This is a genomic window from Sphingobacterium sp. UBA7631 (assembly GCF_002483935.1).
Taxonomy (GTDB): domain Bacteria; phylum Bacteroidota; class Bacteroidia; order Sphingobacteriales; family Sphingobacteriaceae; genus Sphingobacterium; species Sphingobacterium multivorum.
This window is the reverse complement of the sequence record NZ_DLIX01000004.1, coordinates 240,212-260,143: the sequence shown is the minus strand read 5'-3', so window position 1 is coordinate 260,143 and position 19,932 is coordinate 240,212. Positions and strand designations below refer to the sequence as shown.

General features: G+C 42.3%; 10 protein-coding genes. 7 read left to right on the top strand and 3 right to left on the bottom strand.

Features of this window, described 5'->3' with window-relative positions:
- Positions 1–3 precede the first annotated feature (3 nt).
- Positions 4–243, bottom strand: a complete 240-nt coding sequence (locus B3P16_RS05870; RefSeq protein WP_286753615.1) for a hypothetical protein — start codon at positions 241–243, stop codon at positions 4–6.
- A 260-nt stretch (positions 244–503) separates the two neighbouring features.
- On the opposite strand from B3P16_RS05870, the gene B3P16_RS05865 reads away from it, so the two are divergent.
- Both B3P16_RS05865 and B3P16_RS05860 read left to right on the top strand, forming a co-directional pair.
- Positions 504–1,532 (top strand): sulfite exporter TauE/SafE family protein, encoded by a 1,029-nt coding sequence (locus B3P16_RS05865; protein WP_159333130.1) that lies wholly within the window; start codon positions 504–506, stop codon positions 1,530–1,532.
- A 134-nt stretch (positions 1,533–1,666) separates the two neighbouring features.
- Positions 1,667–4,123, top strand: coding sequence for a PIG-L family deacetylase (locus tag B3P16_RS05860; RefSeq protein ID WP_286841742.1), 2,457 nt, complete (start codon positions 1,667–1,669; stop codon positions 4,121–4,123).
- A 164-nt stretch (positions 4,124–4,287) separates the two neighbouring features.
- Here the strand turns inward: B3P16_RS05860 and B3P16_RS05855 are convergent, their stop codons facing one another.
- Positions 4,288–5,055, bottom strand: coding sequence for a DUF4382 domain-containing protein (locus B3P16_RS05855; protein ID WP_286841741.1), 768 nt, complete (start codon positions 5,053–5,055; stop codon positions 4,288–4,290).
- Positions 5,056–5,188: 133 nt separating this feature from the next.
- Entirely contained in the window at positions 5,189–7,480 is a 2,292-nt protein-coding gene (locus tag B3P16_RS05850) for a family 20 glycosylhydrolase (protein ID WP_286841739.1), read from the bottom strand.
- Positions 7,481–7,849: 369 nt separating this feature from the next.
- On the opposite strand from B3P16_RS05850, the gene B3P16_RS05845 reads away from it, so the two are divergent.
- The 5 genes from B3P16_RS05845 (at position 7,850) to B3P16_RS05825 (ending at position 19,908) form a co-directional block, all read left to right on the top strand.
- Entirely contained in the window at positions 7,850–11,845 is a 3,996-nt protein-coding gene (locus B3P16_RS05845; protein ID WP_286841737.1) for a hybrid sensor histidine kinase/response regulator transcription factor, read from the top strand.
- Between the two features lie 361 nt (positions 11,846–12,206).
- Positions 12,207–15,329 carry a SusC/RagA family TonB-linked outer membrane protein gene (locus tag B3P16_RS05840; RefSeq protein ID WP_070568055.1) on the top strand — a complete coding sequence of 1,041 codons (3,123 nt, stop codon included), beginning with the start codon at positions 12,207–12,209 and terminating at the stop codon, positions 15,327–15,329.
- A 1-nt stretch (position 15,330) separates the two neighbouring features.
- Complete coding sequence (locus tag B3P16_RS05835; RefSeq protein ID WP_115050423.1) at positions 15,331–17,181, top strand: RagB/SusD family nutrient uptake outer membrane protein; 1,851 nt, start codon at positions 15,331–15,333, stop codon at positions 17,179–17,181.
- A gap of 12 nt (positions 17,182–17,193) precedes the next feature.
- Positions 17,194–17,871, top strand: a complete 678-nt coding sequence (locus B3P16_RS05830) for a DUF3823 domain-containing protein (RefSeq protein WP_046675306.1) — start codon at positions 17,194–17,196, stop codon at positions 17,869–17,871.
- Positions 17,872–17,994: 123 nt separating this feature from the next.
- Positions 17,995–19,908 (top strand): family 43 glycosylhydrolase, encoded by a 1,914-nt coding sequence (locus B3P16_RS05825; protein ID WP_286841735.1) that lies wholly within the window; start codon positions 17,995–17,997, stop codon positions 19,906–19,908.
- Positions 19,909–19,932 lie beyond the last annotated feature (24 nt).

Sequence of the window (19,932 nt, the reverse complement as noted above, 5' to 3'; positions counted from 1 at the left end):
GGCTTAGGCAACTACAAAGCGATCCAGGAAATCAACTTGGATACCATAACCATGTAGGAACTTCGTCAGGTAGTCGATGGAGCACTCTTCTGTTTCGAACCTGAATATGGCATCCTCATCATCTAGATCGACAGTAGCATCTTGTACTTGTGGAAGATGAGTTTTGACCAATTGCATCAAAAACTCTTTCTTGCTTTTGGTCTTTACAGAACTTTTAAAAATCAACACTTGCCTAACTTTCATCCCGACTAATTTATATGTGTTCAAAATTATTTGATACCCTTAACGTATGGGATATCGTTACAAATCTATATTCTTCATTGCTTAACGCAACCTATATTATACGAAAGCATTTAGTTTTTATACAAAAACAAGGTTGAGCATTGAGCAGATGAATGGTGTAGATTATATGGAGGGCTAGGGATATCAATTCTAAATTTCTACAGAAAGTCGGTGCATTTTTGTCAGAGGCTACAGTGAAGTAGTTTTTTTGTTGAAATCCTATGATAAATTTAGTTGTCCTGTTTTTAAGTACCATAGTCGCTTTTTGGATCAGCGCCATATGTGGAGGGGGAGCAAGCCTTATTCTTATTCCTTTATTGAATTTTATGTTGCCTTCATCGTTAATTCCATTTTCGTTGACGATTGGTACGTTTACCAGCTCAGTATCGAGAATAATTGTTTTTAAGCGGCATATCAACTGGAAGATCTTTCTGTGGTTTGTACCGTTTTCAATTCCGGCTGTACTATTAGGTGGATATCTGATTAAATATATAGAACCTTCCTATTTGCAGTTGATTGTTGCTTTTTTCCTCATGGGAAATATCCCTCAATTGTTTAAATCAAAAAATGCAGCGTTATCTTCGGAAAGTAAGTGTTCGAAATCTTTTTTGGCAATTATAGGTTTTCTTTCGGGCTTTATTTCAGGAATTACAGGTGCAATCGGCTTGTTGTTCAATCGGTTTTATTTGAAAATGGGGCTTTCCAAAGAGGAGATTATTGCCACCCGTGCTGCAAATGAAGTGTTTTTACATCTCGTAAAACTTATTATTTATATTATTTTAGGTCTGTATTCTAAGGCAGCGCTGGGACTGGGCCTGGCAATTGCCGTTGCAACAATAGTCTCATCATTTACTGTTCAGTTTATATTACCCTACCTCAGCGACCAGGTATTTAAAAAAATAGGTTATGGTGCTATGGTGGTTTCAGGGGCGATATTGCTGACAGGTAGTTCGCGTAAGATTGTCGATCAGAATGACGTGCTGATAGCCTTAGATCGCTCGAAGAATAAAACTGAAATTGCATTGAGCTGGCGAGACACAAATTTTGTCTTGGAATTTAGTCAGACGCATGGCTTAGAACTCGAACGATCTATTCACTGGACTGGTTTACCACTCAAACTTCAGCAAAAGTATTTTGCCCTTAGCAAAAAACATAATAGTATCTATATCGAAAAGGTTATACGTTTTAGAAGGAAGGCTAGTTATGAATTTTACTGTCATAAAGAAGGTGTGTTAACACGATTGGATTAAATTGTCTCTTGCCTTTTTATTTTAAAATGCTTATTTCTACTGGTTTTAAAGTGTATTGATATATAATCTATCTATTTAGTAGATTATTGAAAAATATTCCTATATTTGAACCGAAGAATTTTAGCAGGAAGGATATGGCAATGGAATTTTTAGCACAACAGGCACAAACGCAGCATTTAAATCAAGCTTTTTCAGGTAAAAAACAAATGATGATGCGCGGGCTATCTATGCTTAAAATTTCGGATCGTGTTTTATATACCGGTGCCCATCCAGACGATGAAAACAATAAATTATTGACATTTCTATCGCAGGATCAGGTGGTCGATACTGCCTACCTTTCTGTTACGCGAGGTGAGGGAGGACAGAATTTTATAGGTAGAGAAAAGGGATTGGATCTGGGGGTACTTCGGGTGCAGGAGTCACTTGCGGCACGTGAAATTGAGGGAACAAAACAGTTCTTTACACGGGCAAAGGATTTCGGCTTTGCAAAATCAGTCGATGAGACGTTGGCGCGATGGGATGAAAATGGTGTACTGGCAGATATGGTATGGACTATCCGTTATTTTCGTCCCACTGTAATTGTAACGCGATTTTCGCCGAATGTCCCTGACTCGCATGGGCACCATCAGGCCTCAGCAATCCTAATGGCGAAAGCTTTTGATCTGGCCGCTGATCCAACAGCTTACAGCGAACAGTTAGCAGAACTAGCACCTTGGCAAGCTCAGCAATTGCTGTGGAATGTATATCAGGAGAGTGGTGTTAAAGATATTGGCGGAGAAGTAACACCTTTGCCAGCATATATTTCTTTGGATATTCCTATAAGACATGGCTCTTTTGACTTACATTATGGTGAAATTGCAGCAGAAAGTCGTAATCGACATCGTTCTCAGGCCATGGGAAGTTTGGCGCAGCATCACTCTAGTATCGAGTATTTTGAAGTATTAAAAAGTGCATCGATCAATTCAGAGGCTGTGAATACTATTTTTACGCATTGTTCAGTGCAAGATTCTTATGCAAATGTATTCAATCGGTTGGTGGATGACCTTATCGCAAAATGTGAGTCTGATACGGCAGAGCTTACATTGGAGCTTGCTTCGATTTTATTTTGGATGAAGATCGTTCCCGAAGATAATATTATTCATAAAAAACGAGCTGAGGTAGAACGTCTGCTACTTGATTTTGCTGGTGTCTCCTTAGAAGTACAGGCTTCTAACGCCCTATGGGTGCCGGGAACCGAGGTTAATATGATCTTGCATGCGCATATTCCAGTGGAGTCTAATTTGCAGTTGACAGCGGTAAATGTTCCTTTTATAAGGGGGGCAAGGCAAATAGATCTTCCCTCGTCTCCATCGAAAATGATCCATTTGAATGGTCAGCTTCTTGATACAATTTTACCTTCTTTTCCAACTTGGCTTAATGCTAATGGTGACGCACATAATTATACACCAGAATCGTCTGCTGATGTTGTATTGACACAATATGGGACCGAATTGTTGGTTCATCTGGAACTGGAATTTGCCGGCTTACCGATCGCGATTAAGCTTCCTGTAAGACATGCAGGTAGTCTCGTTGTCGTAGCTCCCCCGGTAACAGCAGCATTTGATTCGGACATCGTTGTGCTGTCTAAAGCGACCCAACGTTTAGTTGCTTTGGAGCTGCAATCCAATATAGCCGAATCCTTACCTATTAAAGTGAGGTTAACGCTTCCGGACGGATTGAGCGCATTTCCGAAAGAAATTGATCTCAACATCGCAGGTAATGCAGCGGAAAAACTTTATTTTGAGTTGAGTTCAGCAGCATCACAGGAAGAGATTCAAGAGATTGGATTTGAGATTGAGACCAGTTCAGGTATATATCCGTTCACAGCTAAAAGTATTGTTTATCCGCATATTAACAAAGTAACTTACTTTCCCAAGGAAATACTACGGGTGCTGAACTTGCCAGTGGATATTACGGCCCGGAAAGTTGCTTATATTTCGGGGATGAATGATGAACTTGGAGGGAGCTTGTGCCAACTTGTTGAGCAATTGGATGTTATTCCATTTGAGTCCATTGGTGAAATAAATCTCTTCGATTTTGATGCAGTGGTCCTGGGGGTACGGATTTACAATACTCATCCTTTAATTGCGGAATTTCATCAGCTTTTCCGTGACTATGTGGAGCAGGGCGGTGTATTGATAGGGCAGTATAATACGCCATATGATTTGCATTTGACTGAGGTTGGGACTTATCCTTTAGTTGTTTCTCAGGAAAGAATTACAAATACAGAAACCCGCATTTCATTTTTGGACCCATCCCATCGTATATTGAACTACCCTAATGTAATTGGGCAGCATGATTTTCAAAATTGGGTGCAGGACAGGGCACTTTTTTTACCGCAAAAATGGAGTGCAGACTTTGAACCAATACTACGGGGGCAAAACGCAAATAATCAGCATGAAGATGGTTTGTTGCTGCTTCGCAAAACAGGAAAAGGTTATTATATCTACAATAGTTTGTCTCTATTTAGACAACTGCCTGCAGGAGTAGCGGGAGCATATCGTCTTTTTGCCAATATGCTTTCACTTTCATCGGTCTCAGATACTTATTGATCAATAAGTGTTGTAGGCGAGATGATCTAAAAATTGAATCAACACATTTTCGTGGATGGATTAGAAGACCGCTACAATTAAAATGCCCCAAATAGTGGCAACTATTTGGGGCATGTCCAATTTTACAATAGGTTTCTTATCAGATACTTTAATCCGATCGTACGTTATTGTACAGAAATAATTCCTAAATCTTTCACACTTCCTTTGGCTACTTGCACGCCTTCAATGCTTTTGTTCATGTAACCAGCTACCGAAGGTTCGACAACAATCTTGTAAGTGCCTTCAGGCATCCCAGGAAAGTAAAACTTTCCGGCTGAGTTTGCCAACGTACCTACAGTATCTACACCGGTAATAGCAAATACATTGGCTTGTGATTCCGCAGGACTAATTGTGCCAGTGATTGCTCCAGATGTGGCCACTGGGATGGCGCGAATAACGGGTTTAAGAAGATATTGATCGTTGCCCGTCTTTACAATCGATTTTGACGCATCAAAATCCAAAAGAAGTGTGTACGCTACATCCGGAATTAATTCATCTTGTACTTTGAGTTTAACGCCGGAGGACTGTCCGCTAGGTGTTTTTAGCGGATGTACAACGCCATTGACCCAAATTTCATTTCCTGAGTCATTAAGTTTGAGCCGAATTTCTTGGATCATACCAGAAGGAACATCCTGTCCGGCTATGACGGTATCTTTTCCCATTGTATAATTCAAAATATTAAATGGATCGGCGGCGACATCTATCGTTGTGCTACCCGAAGTAGTTCGGATCTCGATCGCATCGATGTGAAGATTGATCGCGTCATAGTAACCTGGAGCATCCGTAATTTTTACTGTGACAGGTGTTTTTTGTGAGGAGGGACCATCATTTTTGCTGCAGCTGCCTAACAACACCAGGGTCGCTAGAGCAAGGAGAATAAAGTTCTTTTTCATAGTTAGTAACATTATGGTTACAGCTAGGCAAAACTTATGCCATTCTATAAATAAAGCAAAGTCCCTAGGCCCGAAAAAATAACCCCAGATGGAATTGACCATACTGGGGTGTTTCTATACTTCATAATGATTATTAATCCTTTTTATGGAAAAAGGACTCTTTGGGAATATCAATTACCTTTGAATCATTGAGACTGTATTGAAGTTTTAGGGTAAATCCGCCTCCAGCTTCAAGGAAATCTACAGCAATTGGATGGTAGCCTGGTTCTAAAGCAATCTGTCCACTTTTCATAATCGGTGCATGCTGCCCGTCATTATTGACGACGAGCTGATCATGTATCCGCAAGACACCGCCATCATCGCAGGTGAAGTAGAAATTATAGATTCCTTTTTCCTTGACATAGATATATCCCCGTATTTTTGCACCAAATGAAGGCATTTTGATGGTATCGTTTAAAGCGATATTGCTGATCACTTCCTGGCGTACTTCGGGCCCTGTAATGGCCGAAGTGTTGGCAAAAGTTCCATTGAAAAGTGTTGCCATAAGCCCTGGGGCTATGCTATTTTCATTGGGTTTTACGCTCTTTTTCCAGGTATCATTTTTAAAATCAACCTGATAAAGTTCACTTTTTGCACCGGAAGAGGAGATTGTTGCAAAACGAATTGGCCCTTCTTTTTTAACCACGAGCGAACCGTTCAATACTGGGCTCTGCTGTGTTGGAAGGCTACCATCCGTTGTATAGTGTATTTGATTCTGTGGAAGTTCGTTTACAACCTTTAGAACAGATTGTCCGTCAACAATAACCTGTGTTTCGGCGAATCCTGTGAGGTCTGGCATACGATAGCGTAAACCCATTTTGTTCCAAAGTCCAAAGTGCGCAATTACTCGATTTCTATAGCTATCATACAGCGGTTTGTTGGTCCATACACGTTCTGATAAAGCGCTTAACCGCGGGAGAATCATAAACTCCAACCGGGCGGTGGAAGGAATCATTTCTGTCCAGATATTGGCCTGTGCACCTTGGATCAGCGGTGCTTTTTGGCTGGAAATATCCGTAGGTTCGACATTCATATTGTACACGGCATCCAAACTGCTGCTATTGGGTAAATAATCAAAATAAAGCGGGTTTGTAGGTGTCATAATGACCCGGTGACCACGGTTTACAGCTTCTATCGGTGCATTTTTTACCCAACCACGCCAGTACATCACCATCATGCTCGTGTCCGAACTACCGTCTAATATTTCATCCCAACCAATGCTCTGTTTATTTTTTGAACGAATAAAACTGTTTACTCGTTTGACGAAATAACTTTGAAGATCATGTAAGTTCGCTATTTGCTTTTCTTTCATAAAAGCTTGAGCCGCTGCTGATTTTGACCAGGAGTCTTTTTCGACCTCATCGGCTCCGATGTGAATATAATGCGAAGGGAATAAGTCAATAATTTCGCCTAGTACGTTCTCAACAAAGGTATAGCTGCTCTCTTTCCAGGGGCTGATGGGGACAGAAAATTGCTTTCCCCAGCCTGCGGATTGGCTGTCTAATAGGAGTTCAGGATAAGCCTTGGTAGCCACCATCATATGTCCGGGCATGTCTATTTCAGGAATAATTTCTATCTGGCGACTGGCCGCATAGGCAACAATGTCCTTGATATCTTGTTGTGTATAGAAACCACCATATTCTTCCTTTCCGTTTGTTGTGCGGATCAATTCCTTCGGCAGATTAAAATCGGGGTTCTCTTTGGCTTTCACAAAGCAGGCCGAATCTTGGTTGTTATAAATACGCCAAGCCCCCTGTTCGGTTAGTTTAGGGTATTTCTTGATTTCTATGCGCCAGCCTTGATCGTCCGTTAAGTGCAAGTGAAATTTGTTGAACTTATAGGTTGCAAGCAGATCAATGAATTTATAGATATAATCTTTTGGAAAGAAGTGGCGGGCTACATCGAGCTCAACACCGCGCCATTTGAAAGCGGGCTGATCTTTTACGGTTACATAGGGAAGAGTAAACTTACCTGTTGTTCCCGAAAGTAGATACAATTGCTGGACTGTCTGTAAACCATAAAATGCGCCCTTTTCTGAAGAAGCGATTATTTGTATACCTTTTTGATCTATCTTCAATTCATACGCTTCATTTGAGAGGCCCTGGACTTTGATCAATTGCAGCGTGGCGTTTGTCTTCTTCACGCTTTTTTTGTTCAGTTGACCGAATAGCGATTGGTTGATCCATGCCGGCAGTGACGTAGAAGAAAATGCTGGATCAATAGCGTAGCCCAATTCTTGACCATTTAGCTGAAAAAGGCCCGGCCCGGCTTCCAGCTGTTGAGGAAACGGAATAAGTTGAGGAAGTATGTTTTTTTGTTGTGCAAAACTTAATGTCGGCAGGTACAGGGCACAGGATACAAGTAAGGTTGAGAAGATTTTATTCATAAATGTGTTTTTTGTGATTCACAAGTAGTTTTAGATTTTGCTGCAATATACCAATATTTCGGGTATCGGCCGGCAATTTTGGTTGATCTGTACTTCTTAGCATTATAAGCAAAGCATTTCTCCTAATATTGTTATAAATGTTTGTTTGACATTTATATATTTATTCTTATCTTTAACTTGAAAATAACCTGTATTTGAATAGGCCTATAGTATGTTTATATCTTGAATATTTTCATTGCATAATTGTTTTACTGCTGTTTTAAACAAGATCGTAAAAAGTTGCCTGTGGGTTGACTGCTTTGATATTTTGCAGAGAAGCCTTTCAATAAAGTAGGTTGGTGTTGTTAATTTATTGGTGGTGGTAGAGCTATGAAAAATTTTCTTATTAGCATTGTTTTCTTTTGGCAGTTGGCCCACGTTTATGGACAGCCTAATCGTGTCCATTTTTTCTCCCTTCAAGATGGTCTGACCAATCAGCAGGTGCTGGATATTGTGCACGATGATGACGGATTTATGTGGATAGCCAGCGAGCTGGGATTGAACCGGTATGCAGGGAAGTCTTTTAAATCATTTTATGCAACAGACAAGCCGGATGGGCTATCGGTCAATAGTAATGAAATCAATACCTTGCTTTATACCGACAAGAAATTGTATATCGGAACGCGGTCCAATGGCCTGAATGTACTTGACTTACGTACAAATAAATTTAGCTATTACACACATGACGGTACTAATCCGAAATCCATCGCGACAAATGATATAACCGATATGATTGAAGGGAAAGATGGAAAACTGTGGCTGGCCACCTATCATCAAGGTGTACAGCATTTCGATCCAATAACCAAAGAGTTTAATCATTTCAATAAGAAAAATTGTCCCGGACTTCCCGAGAATAGTGTTTGGTCTTTAGTTGAAGATCGCAGTAACATGCTTTACATTGGGCATGTAAATGAAGGCCTGACAATTTTGGATCCCGCCCGTCGGTCACTGAAACGATTGACTAATCAGAATACATTGGGTAAACTTCCTGATAATGAAATTAAAGTCTTGTTTTGCGATCAGGGGGGGAATGTGTGGATTGGAACCCGTAAAGGGTTGGCTGTATATCATCCGGCTTCAGGTCAATTACAGCAAGTCCCTTTGGCAGGATTAGCAAAAAATGGGAATGAACCTTTTGTCTACGCAATCAAGGAAATTGGCAATACCTTATGGATAGGAGGCGAGTCGTCGCAACTATTTTTGTTGCAGCCGAAATATACGTTTGATAAACGTTTTGAAGGCGTCCAGCACATACAGCTTGTTGATCTTGGCAAAGGTAATAATACCATGGTCCAGCATATCACTCCGGATCGGTTCGGAAATATTTGGCTGGCGTTATATGGTGGAGGTGTAGGGGTTGTTTCGCATATGGCTCCTTTTTTTAGTGTTTTTCCTTCAGACAATATGTTACCTGACCGATTGGCAACAGTGAGTAATGTATTAACTGGTGAAAATCGGACTCGACTGGTAACTGAGGGCTCGGGTATAGTAGAAATGAATGCTGGAGGCCGTTTGTTGGGACAAATTACCCAAAAAAACGGATTGCCCGACGATTTTATACTTACGGCATTTAAGGATCGGCATCAGCATGTATGGATGGGATTGCGGAAGGGCGGGATTGCTGTCCAATATGCTGGATCTTCCGATTGGCATATGATCGATTTAGGGGAGTCGGTGACCGAAGTTCGTGCGATATATGAGGATCATTTGGGGCACATTTGGATTGCTGCCCATCAAGGTCTTTTTATATACGATGGAGTGGCACACCATGTTCAAAAGCTTCTGATCAATAAGCCTATGCTTGGTGATTATGCACCGCGAACGCTAGTGGAAGATGGTCAGCACAATATGTGGGTAGGAACTTATGGGCAAGGACTCTATGTATATAATTCCGACCGTAAACTGCTTCGTAAGATGGACAATAAGAGTGGATTACGTAATAATACAATCAATCATTTGCTACGCGATAGGGATAATAATATTTGGATCGCTACAAACCACGGATTGGCTATGCAGGATGCAGGTAAGAAGATCGGTGATCTCGCTTTATTGTTGCCGCCGGGAGGTAATGCTTGGTTGTTTGTCAATGGACTTGCGGAGGATCATACCGGAAATATTTGGTGCGCAACCAAATCGGGGATGTTACGCTATGTCTTGCAAGAGAGGCGTTTTCTCCACTACGACCAATCCTTTGGTTTACCCTTGGGCGGATTTATCAATGCAAGTGTAGGAAAAGACCGCGAAGGGCGACTGTATTTTGGCATGCAGGAAGGAATGTGTTATTTCAATCCTGCTAATATTCCGTCCGATTTCCCTACTTCGCCTGTAAGCCTGAGCCGATTTATTGTTTTTCAATCGGGCGAATCCAATGCGCAGGTTGATAAATATCCGTCGGATACAAAGACGATTAAGCTCAATTATGATGAAAATAGTTTTCGCATCGAACTTGCTGTCATGGATTTTGCTTTGGATGGATTGGTCGAATTTGGGTATCAATTGGAAGGACTCAATAATGACTGGATTTTTTTGGGCAATGAGACAAACCTCGACTTTCGTAATATTCCCTATGGTGAGCACGAGCTGCTCATTCGTACGCGAATGAAAAACGGTCAGTGGTCGCAAGAGTATCAACGGCTGCTGATTAACATCGCGCCACCTTTTTATTTGAGCTTACCTGCTAAGGCATTTTATATGCTACTCGTGCTTCTGATTGGATATGTGATTATATCCTTTTATTTCAAAAGGATGAAAGCCGAATCGGAACTCAAACTTAAAGAACGGCAACATCTACAAGACGAACAGCTGCATGCCGAGCGGATGAACTTCTATACGCATATTACCCATGAATTACGTACACCCCTGACGTTGATCCTGGGTCCCCTTGAGGATCTGTCGCAAGAAAAGCAGCTTGCTGAGAAACACCGTGCGTTGGTTCAGACGGTTCAGAAAAGTGCCAATAGACTTTTCACATTGGTCAACCAGCTTTTGGAGTTTCGGAAGGTAGAATCGCAATTTAAACCCTTTGTTCCCGAAGCAGGATCCTTGGGCGAAATGCTCGCCGATCTGACAAATAAATATAAAACATTGAATCACAAACCTGGTCTTCGCGTGTTGTGCGAACTCCCTACAGCGGATATACGTACGTTGTTTGATGCAGAAATTGTGCAATTGATTGTCGATAATTTATTGTCGAATGCGTATAAATACACAGCTTCGGGCTATATTAAACTAAGTCTGCGCTACGAAGGTGCAGATCTAAATCATTGGGCCATATTGTCTGTAGAAGACACGGGGGTTGGTATTGCCGAAGAAGATATTGAGCGGATTTTCAAAAAGTATTATCAGATTCTAGGCACAGGTACGCAAGGTACAGGAATTGGCCTTGCTTTGGTCAAGGAACTAGTTGCAATACATCATGGAAAGGTAGAGGTAAGTAGTACGTTTGGGCTAGGCACTAGATTTACGGTCAAGCTAAAAGTAGACCAAGTTGTCGCACAAGAAAGCGAACCGCCCACGGCTTCGCAGCGCCCCCTGATTCTACTGGTCGAGGACGATTCGGAGCTCCGGGAGTATCTTGGAACTACCCTGCAAAGGCATTATGATGTGGTACTTGCCGAAAATGGAGCTGCGGGCTATAAAACGGCGATGGCACGAATACCTGATCTGGTGATCAGTGATATTATGATGCCCGATATGGATGGCTTTGAGCTGGTACAGCAGCTCAAACAGGAACGCAGTACAAGTCATATTCCACTGCTACTATTGACGGCGAAAAACACCGATGCAGACCGGCAACGGGGCTATGATCTGGGGATAGACTCCTATCTGATCAAGCCTGTTACGGCAGCGTTACTCTTCAAACGTATCGACAACCTATTGAGCCGACAGAAACAGATCAATGAACTGATTTTGGAAAGTTTAAACAGCAAATCACCCTATTCAGATGATTATACCGAGCAAAAACCTCCTGAGGAGCTGTGGCGGGAAAATGAATTTGTTCAGGACTTTATGCAGATTGTCGAGCAGCATATGCAGGATGAAGTATTGGACGCTGCTGCCCTTGCTGACCGAATGAATATGAGTCAGTCTACCTTATACCGCAAGTTGAAGGGGATCACAGGTAAAAATATCAATCAGCTGGTTCGCAAGATACGTATCCATAAGGCTGCGGATCTACTTCGGACGGGGAAATATAATGTGACTGAAGTGTCGTTTATGGTCGGAATCAATAGTGCGATTTATTTTCGGCAGTGCTTTAAGGAAGAGTTTGGCCAGCTACCTTCCGAATACCAACGAGCCGACAATAAGATCCGGGTAACGTATTAAAAGAATACACAAAAGCTCATAATGCCCCTGCTACTCCTCCGTGGCGAGGGGCATTTTTTTTCGCATAAAACAGCCTCCCCATGGCAGACCGATAAAAGCAGGCTCAGGTTTCATCAAACAGGAAATATGCCTTAAATATATTATAAAAGCTGTTTTTGACTGAAAATTATATGATTTTTGACGGATTTGTATATGATGTAATGCTGCAAAATGGGCTAAGTTTGAGGTATTATCCAATTATAAAATCTAGGTAGGGGTGGCAACGATGCAAAAGAAATAACCAAAGTAGACCATAGTTTACCATCATATTGTCTTGTCCGGCTAGATTGTATTATTTACTGTTTAATTCGTATTTAAATTTATGAAAAACTTAAAGATTGCTTCTTTTTACACCATGTTGAGTGTGATGCCAACATTGCTGTATGCGCAGGAGAAGGTTACGGGACAAGTTTTCAACAAAGCAAACGAGCCTATCGTTGGTGCGAGTGTACTCCTCCTAGAAGGGGGAAAGGGAACCTCAACAGACAAATCGGGGAAATTTGAGCTGAATGCCAACAAAGGAACGCTCGTTGTGTCATTTGTTGGATATAAGACTCGCCGAGTTCCATTGGATGGAACAACAAATTTAAAAATCCAGCTCGAGGCAGATGAAAATGTTTTGGAGGATGTCGTCGTTGTTGGTTATGGTAAACAGTCCAAACGTAATATTACGGGGGCAGTAAGCAATATTAAATCAGAGGATATTGTACGGTCATCATCGACGACAACTGCTGGGGCTTTGGCAGGAAAGGTGCAGGGGATCTCCGTGCGTGCCAAAGACGCGCGTCCCGGTCGTGGTGCAGCGATTGAAATCCGGAATATGGGCTCGCCATTATATGTAATTGATGGGGTTGCCTACGGAGGTCAGGAAGGTACGGACTGGGTCGGTACACAGAATGGCTCCGGAGCAGATATCTTCAACTCGCTAAATCTCGAAGATATTGAGAGTATCTCTATTTTGAAAGATGCCGCAGCGGCAGTATATGGATTCCGTGCTTCTAGAGGTGTTGTACTTATTACCACCAAAAAAGGAGCAAAAGGAGAAAGTGCAAAAATCAATATTAATGGCTACCAAGGCTGGCAGAATTTGACACGTTTTCCGACCATGGCAAACGCGAAACAATACACGCGTGGATTGGTTGAGGCTGCGCAGAATGAAAACCGCGATCCGAAGACGGTTTATACGCCCGAGGAGTTGGCTAAATGGCAGGCTGGAACAGAGCCTGGCTACCAAGGCTATGATTATTATGATATGGTGATCCGTAAGAATATCCCACAGCGATACATCAATGCCAATGTCACCGGTGGAAGTGAAAAATCAAATTATTTCCTGTCATTGGGCCACCTCAATCAGGATGCAATGATCAAGGATTTCAATTATAAGCGAACCAATTTCCAGGCCAATATGGAAGCTGAGGTACTCAAAGGACTTACTGTCGGGACGCAGATTTCAGGAAGACATGAAGGAACACAGGATGTTGGCTTACCAGGTGGGGATGGATACTTCTCGTCTATTTTGGCTATTATGAAAAATAGGCCGACTGTAGGCCCCTATGCAAATGACAATCCAGAGTATATCAATCATACCAATGATTTTCCCTATAACCCGGCGCTCTTTAGCCGCGATATTGCCGGCTATAAAGACAATAAATACCTTGCTGGAAACGTGAATCTCTTTGCGGCCTATAAGACAAATTTTGGTTTGTCGGCAAAGGGAACTGTTTCTTACAATTATACCAACAATAAATTTGAAGGCTTCCAATATACCTATGATGTATATCGATACGAAAATAATGCCTATAAGCGAACTGGCGGAAGTGATGCTGGCTGGCGTTACGATACCACGAGGGAGATTGTTTCTCGGTTTGCACAGTTCCAGATCGATTATAACAAGCAGATTGGCGATCACACTTTCGCGGGAATGTTAGGCTATGAGCGCTCAGACTGGGACCGGACGTATAAGGCATTGGGCGCAAATCCTTCAAACAATTATATTCCGTTGTTAAGACTGTCGGAGCTCAATAGTTTGGCCGATGAATGGGCTTACGAGGCTCGGGCTGGATATATTGGCCGTATCAATTACAACTACAAGGGCAAGTATCTTCTGGAAGTTCTGGGCCGTTATGACGGCTCCTTTAAATATTATGAGGGTAAACGCTGGGGATTGTTTCCAGGAGCATCAGTAGGTTGGCGTATTTCGGATGAGGGGTTCTTCAAGCCTTTGAAATCCGTCGTGAGTGACCTTAAAATCCGTGCTTCGATCGGGCAAACCGGACTTGAAGAGGGTGTGGGAATGCATGATTACCTTGCCGGATATAATTGGGCGGCTGGAAGTGCTGTCTTAGACGGAGCCTATGTACCCGGGGTACAGCCAAGAGGTTTACCAGTGCGCAACCTCTCCTGGGTTAAAAATACCAATTATAATATGGGGGTCGATGCAACCTTGTTGAATAATAAGCTGACATTGACGGCCGATATCTTTAAAATTATCCGTACTGGATATCCTGGAAAACGATACGATGTCCTATTACCAGCTGAAATCGGTTATGACCTTCCCAATGAAAACCTCGGTAAGAACGGCTATTATGGTGCGGAAGGTATCATTACCTATACCGATAAGGTCGGTGAACTTAACTATGTTGTCAGTGGGAATATGACTTTTTCACGTTATCGTGACCTAGAAACCTATAAGCCTCGTTTCAGTAATTCGTGGAATGAATACCGTAACTCGATTGAAGACCGCTGGGGTGGCGTATGGTGGGGATACCAAGTTGTCGGAAGATTTCAGTCCGAAGAAGAGATCCGCAACCATCCGATCAATAATGATGGTCAGAACAATAGGACACAACTTCCTGGTGATCTGATTTATAAAGATGTAAACGGCGATGGTGTTATCAATGATATGGATCAGCGTCCGATTGGTTATCCGACAGGTTGGGCACCGATGATGAGCTTCGGTGGCCGGATAGGACTTGACTGGAAGGGTATCAACTTAAATATTGATTTGGCCGGTGGTGCGGTGCAATCCTGGTTTCAGGATTATGAGTTACGTAATGCCTTCCATGGTGGTGGTAATTCTCCAGCCTACCTGCTGGAAGATAGATGGCATCGCAAAGACCCTTATGATCCAAACAGCGAATGGATTCCGGGACGCTACCCTGCGATTCGTAACGGCAACTCAGGTCCTAATAGTCGAAACAGTGATTTTTGGTTGACCAATGTGCGTTACCTCCGAGTCCGCAACCTGGAGGTTGGATACAATCTGCCAAAAGCATGGATTCAAAAGATTAAGGCCGAAAAAATACGGTTCTATATCAATGCTTCAAACTTGATTTCGTTTGACAATGTCAAAGACTACCAGATTGATCCCGAGATCGAAGCGAGAGCAGCAGTAGTATATCCACAGCAAAGGGTATTTATGGTTGGATTTAATATGACTTTTTAACATGAAACTACGATTTAAACTTACTTACATAGGCGTTGCTTTATTGACCTTGTCCTCGTTGAGCAGCTGCAATCACGACGATTGGTTTGACCGGGATTCAAAATCATTGATTACCGATGCACAGCTTTGGAATGATCCGAAACTATTGACTTCACTCGTCGCCAATTATTACGATAGAATGCCAACGTTACATGGTGTTTTCAATACAGGAGGAATGACCGAATTGGATGATGCGATGTGGTCGGGACATCGCGATCAAAACTGGCGTAACGATTACCAATTTGGTGACGATTACGGTCGCTATTGGGACTATGGACTTATTCGGGATCTGAATCTTTCCCTAGAAAATATCGATCAGTTCAGTACACAATTGTCTGATGCACAACGCAAGCAGTATAAAGCCGAATTACGCTTCATCCGCGCTTTTGTTTACTTCGAACTCGTCAAACGCATGGGAGGGGTTCCGATTGTCACTACGCAACTTATCTATGACTTTAGCGGCGATCCAACACCATTGCAGGTGGCACGTGCCAAAGAGTATGAAGTCTACGATTTTATTTACAAAGAACTGGAAGAGATTAAGGAAGATCTCGCCGTCTATAATGCCAGTAAGACCAGAGCCAACAAGTATACGGCATTAGCTTTGGAAAGTCGGGCAATGCTTTATGCGGCATCCATCGCGAAATATAATAATCTGATGGCCTCACCGATAACGACTGCAGGGGGAGAAGTGGGAATTCCTGCCAATATGGCTACTGGTTATTATACCAAGTCGCTGGCTGCCTCCAAGGAAATTATGAACGGTCCCTATGCGCTTTACAATGAGAATGCCGATAAAGGTGCCAATTTTTATGATATGCTCAATAAGAAAACTGGTGCTGAGGTCATCTTTGCAAAGGATTTTGTAACGAGTTTAAAAGTTCACCGCTTTGCTTATGACAATATCGTCAGAAGTCTGACCGAAGACAATGAGTCGTCATCGACGATTTCGCCTTCATTGAGCCTTGTAGAAAGTTTTGATTATCTAGACGGTAGCAAAGGTACATTACATGATAAAAACGGCGCAGGAAATTACGTAGCCTACCAAAATATCAACGATATTTTTGCAAATAAAGATGCCCGTTTGTTTGGAACGGTGATTTATCCGGGAACTTCATTCCGCGGACGTGCTGTAAGTATTCAGGCTGGAGTGGCAACTTGGGGGGCGAATGGCGCTTACCAGTTTACAGCAGCTCCACAATTGGGACAGAATTATGCGAGTGGTGGTTTGTGGACCGGCTTTGATGGACCGCTTTATGATGCACAGGACGTCAGCAACACCGGTTTCTATATCCGGAAATTTGTCAGTGATGCGCCGGCGGCCAGCACACGTGGTACATCAGCTGCTAACTGGTGGCCGTGGTTTCGTCTGGGTGAAATTTATCTCAACGCGTCAGAAGCTGCATTTGAGCTGGGGCAGACTGTAGATGCAAGAACTTATGTCAATAAGTTGCGGGAAAGAGCAGGATTTCCGGCCAATAGCATCAGTAACCTAACGATGGATATCATCCGTAATGAACGCCGTGTCGAACTTGCCTTCGAAGATCATCGTTACTATGATCTTAAAAGGTGGCGTATTGCACATTTGGTGTGGGACGGATCTGAAAATGATCCCAACGCGGTTGTATATGGACTATATGCTTATCGTGTCGTGCGTCCAGGGCATGCCGATGACGGTAAGTATATCTATGAACGGGTAAGACCTGCGCGTTTCAGAAAGGCACGCTTTTTCCGTATGGCCAATTATTATGCGTCCATTAGTCAGGATGTCATCAATAAAAATCCTAAAATAGTTAGAAATCCATTCCATTAATCTAATTGAACCATGAAAATAAAATTTTTAAGCTTATTGATAGCTTTTGCAAGTCTACTCGTTGTAGGTTGCGAATATGATAATTTTGAAGCTCCAAAATCAACCCTTTCAGGACGCGTTGTTTATGAGGGGAAGGCGATTGGCGTTCGGAATAACGGCCCTCAATTGGAATTATGGCAGGATGGGTACCCGCTTCGCTCAGCAATACCCGTATATTTTGATCAGGATGGCTCTTTTTCTGTTAGTCTTTTTGATGGCGAATACAAATTGGTGCGGAAAGGAGATTCACCATGGCTGCAACAGGCAACTGATACGGTTTTGGTACAAGTGAAGGGCAATACGACCATTGATGTACCTGTAACACCCTATTTTACGGTGACAAACGAGTCTTTTCAAAAAAATAATAACAGTATTTCGGCTAACTTTACGGTGAACAGAATAGTAGGTACGGCAAATTTGGAGTTTGTGCGTCTTTACCTCGGTAAATCTGTCTTGACAGATCAGGTACAACGCGAGCTACGTGTGGACGCCAATTTGGCTAACGTTGCTTTTGGTCAACCGACGAGGATTGTCGGAGAGTTGCCGGACAATTTGAAAAACCTCGATTATGTGTTTGCCCGAATAGGGGTGAAAGCTACGGTATCGGGAGAGTACTACTATACTGCCGTTCAAAAAATAGCTTTAAAATAGGTACTGACGACAAGTTAAATGGTCAGATTACGAAGCCACGGGATCAAATCCCGTGGCTTTTAGAGATGCAAAAATGTATAGACGCAAAAATATGCCAATGCTTATTTCTTCAACTAAATCTTCATGAAAAAAAACAGAATTTCAATCTTAATTACCTTATTTTTAATACATGCTACGTGCGGTGTTTTTGCACAGGCTTATCGCAGCGGACCTACCGACAAAGATTTTGCAGGTTACTTATTTGCCTATTTCAAAGGGAATGCTGTTGTAGACGAAGCTGTTTGTTTTGCGATCAGCACAGATGGCTATACCTATCGCGCGTTGAATGATAATCAACCTATCCTGGATTCGAAGATAATCAGTAAAACCGGCGGTGTTCGGGATCCGCATATTCTCCGTGGCGAAGATGGAAAAACATTTTATATGGTGCTCACCGACATGACTTCCTCCAAAGGCTGGGATTCTAATCGGGGTTTGATCCTGCTAAAATCCGAAGACCTTGTGCATTGGTCCCATCAGGCAATCGATATACAGCAGCGTTTCAAAGGTCAGGAAGCGTTGAAAAGAGTATGGGCGCCCCAGACTATATTTGACCCTTCGGTCGGTAAATACATGGTGTACTGGTCCATGCAGCACGGAAATGGTCCAGATATCATCTACTATGCTTATGCAAACAAGGACTTTACAGATTTTGAAACCGAACCTAACGTGCTGTTTCTTCCAAAAAATGGTAAATCCTGTATCGATGGCGATATTATTGCAAAGAATGGTTTGTTCTACCTTTTTTACAAGACCGAAGGACATGGAAATGGTATTAAGCTGGCGATAACTGATTCCCTGACTTCGGGTAAGTGGATTGAACAACCGGGCTATAAACAGCAGACCAATGATGCTGTGGAAGGATCCAGTGTCTTTAAACTCAATCAGTCGGACAAATATATCCTGATGTATGATGTCTATGGTAAGGGGAAGTATCAATTCTGCACCTCTGAAGACCTTGATCGTTTTAAAGTAATCGACCATCAAATTGACATGGATTTTCATCCACGGCATGGGACCATCATTCCTATTTCAAGACAAGAAATTCTAGATTTGACCACCAAATGGGGGAAACCCAAAGATATGGAATTCACATTCAGAAAGAATCCAGTATTGGATGGCTTTTATGCCGATCCGGATGTCCTCTATTCCAACAAAACAAAGAAATACTATATCTATCCAACGAGTGATGGCTTTGACGGTTGGGGTGGTTATTATTTTAAAACTTTTTCTTCCACAGATCTAAGTCATTGGAAAGATGAGGGTGTGATTTTGGATCTGAAAAAAGATGTTGCTTGGGGGCCTCGACATGCATGGGCACCTACAATTACGGAAAAGAAAATCAAGAACGATTATAAGTACTATTATTACTTTACAGCGGCCCAAAAGATTGGTGTTGCGGTGGCCGATTTGCCAACAGGCCCATTTAAAGATTCAGGTAAACCCTTGATCGATTTCAAACCAAATGGTGTAAAAGGAGGGCAGGAAATTGACCCTGCAGTGTTTAACGATCCGAAATCGGGAAAAAGCTACCTGTATTGGGGAAATGGCTACCTAGCTGTTGCTGAACTCAATAAGGATATGATCTCGATTAAAAGAAATACAATCAAAGTGTTAACACCCGACAAGACTTTCCGGGAAGGCGCCTATGTTGTCTACCGAAAAGGTCTTTATTATTTCTTTTGGTCGGAGGATGACACCCGAAGTGAAAATTATCGGGTACGTTATGGAACCGCGACTTCTCCAGATGGACCGATCACTGTTCCTGAAAATAATTTAGTCTTGCAAAAGGATCCTACCCAAGGAATTTATGGTACAGGACATAATTCTATTTTGCAGATTCCAGGTAAAGATGAATGGTATATTGTATATCATCGTTTTAATTATCCCAAAGGTATCGATATGGGCGATGCAGCTGGGTTTAATCGAGAGGTGTGCATGGACCGGTTATTTTTTGATGATCAGGGCCATGTATTGCCTGTCGTTCCTACACTTTAATCACTAAACCTAATGCATATAGTA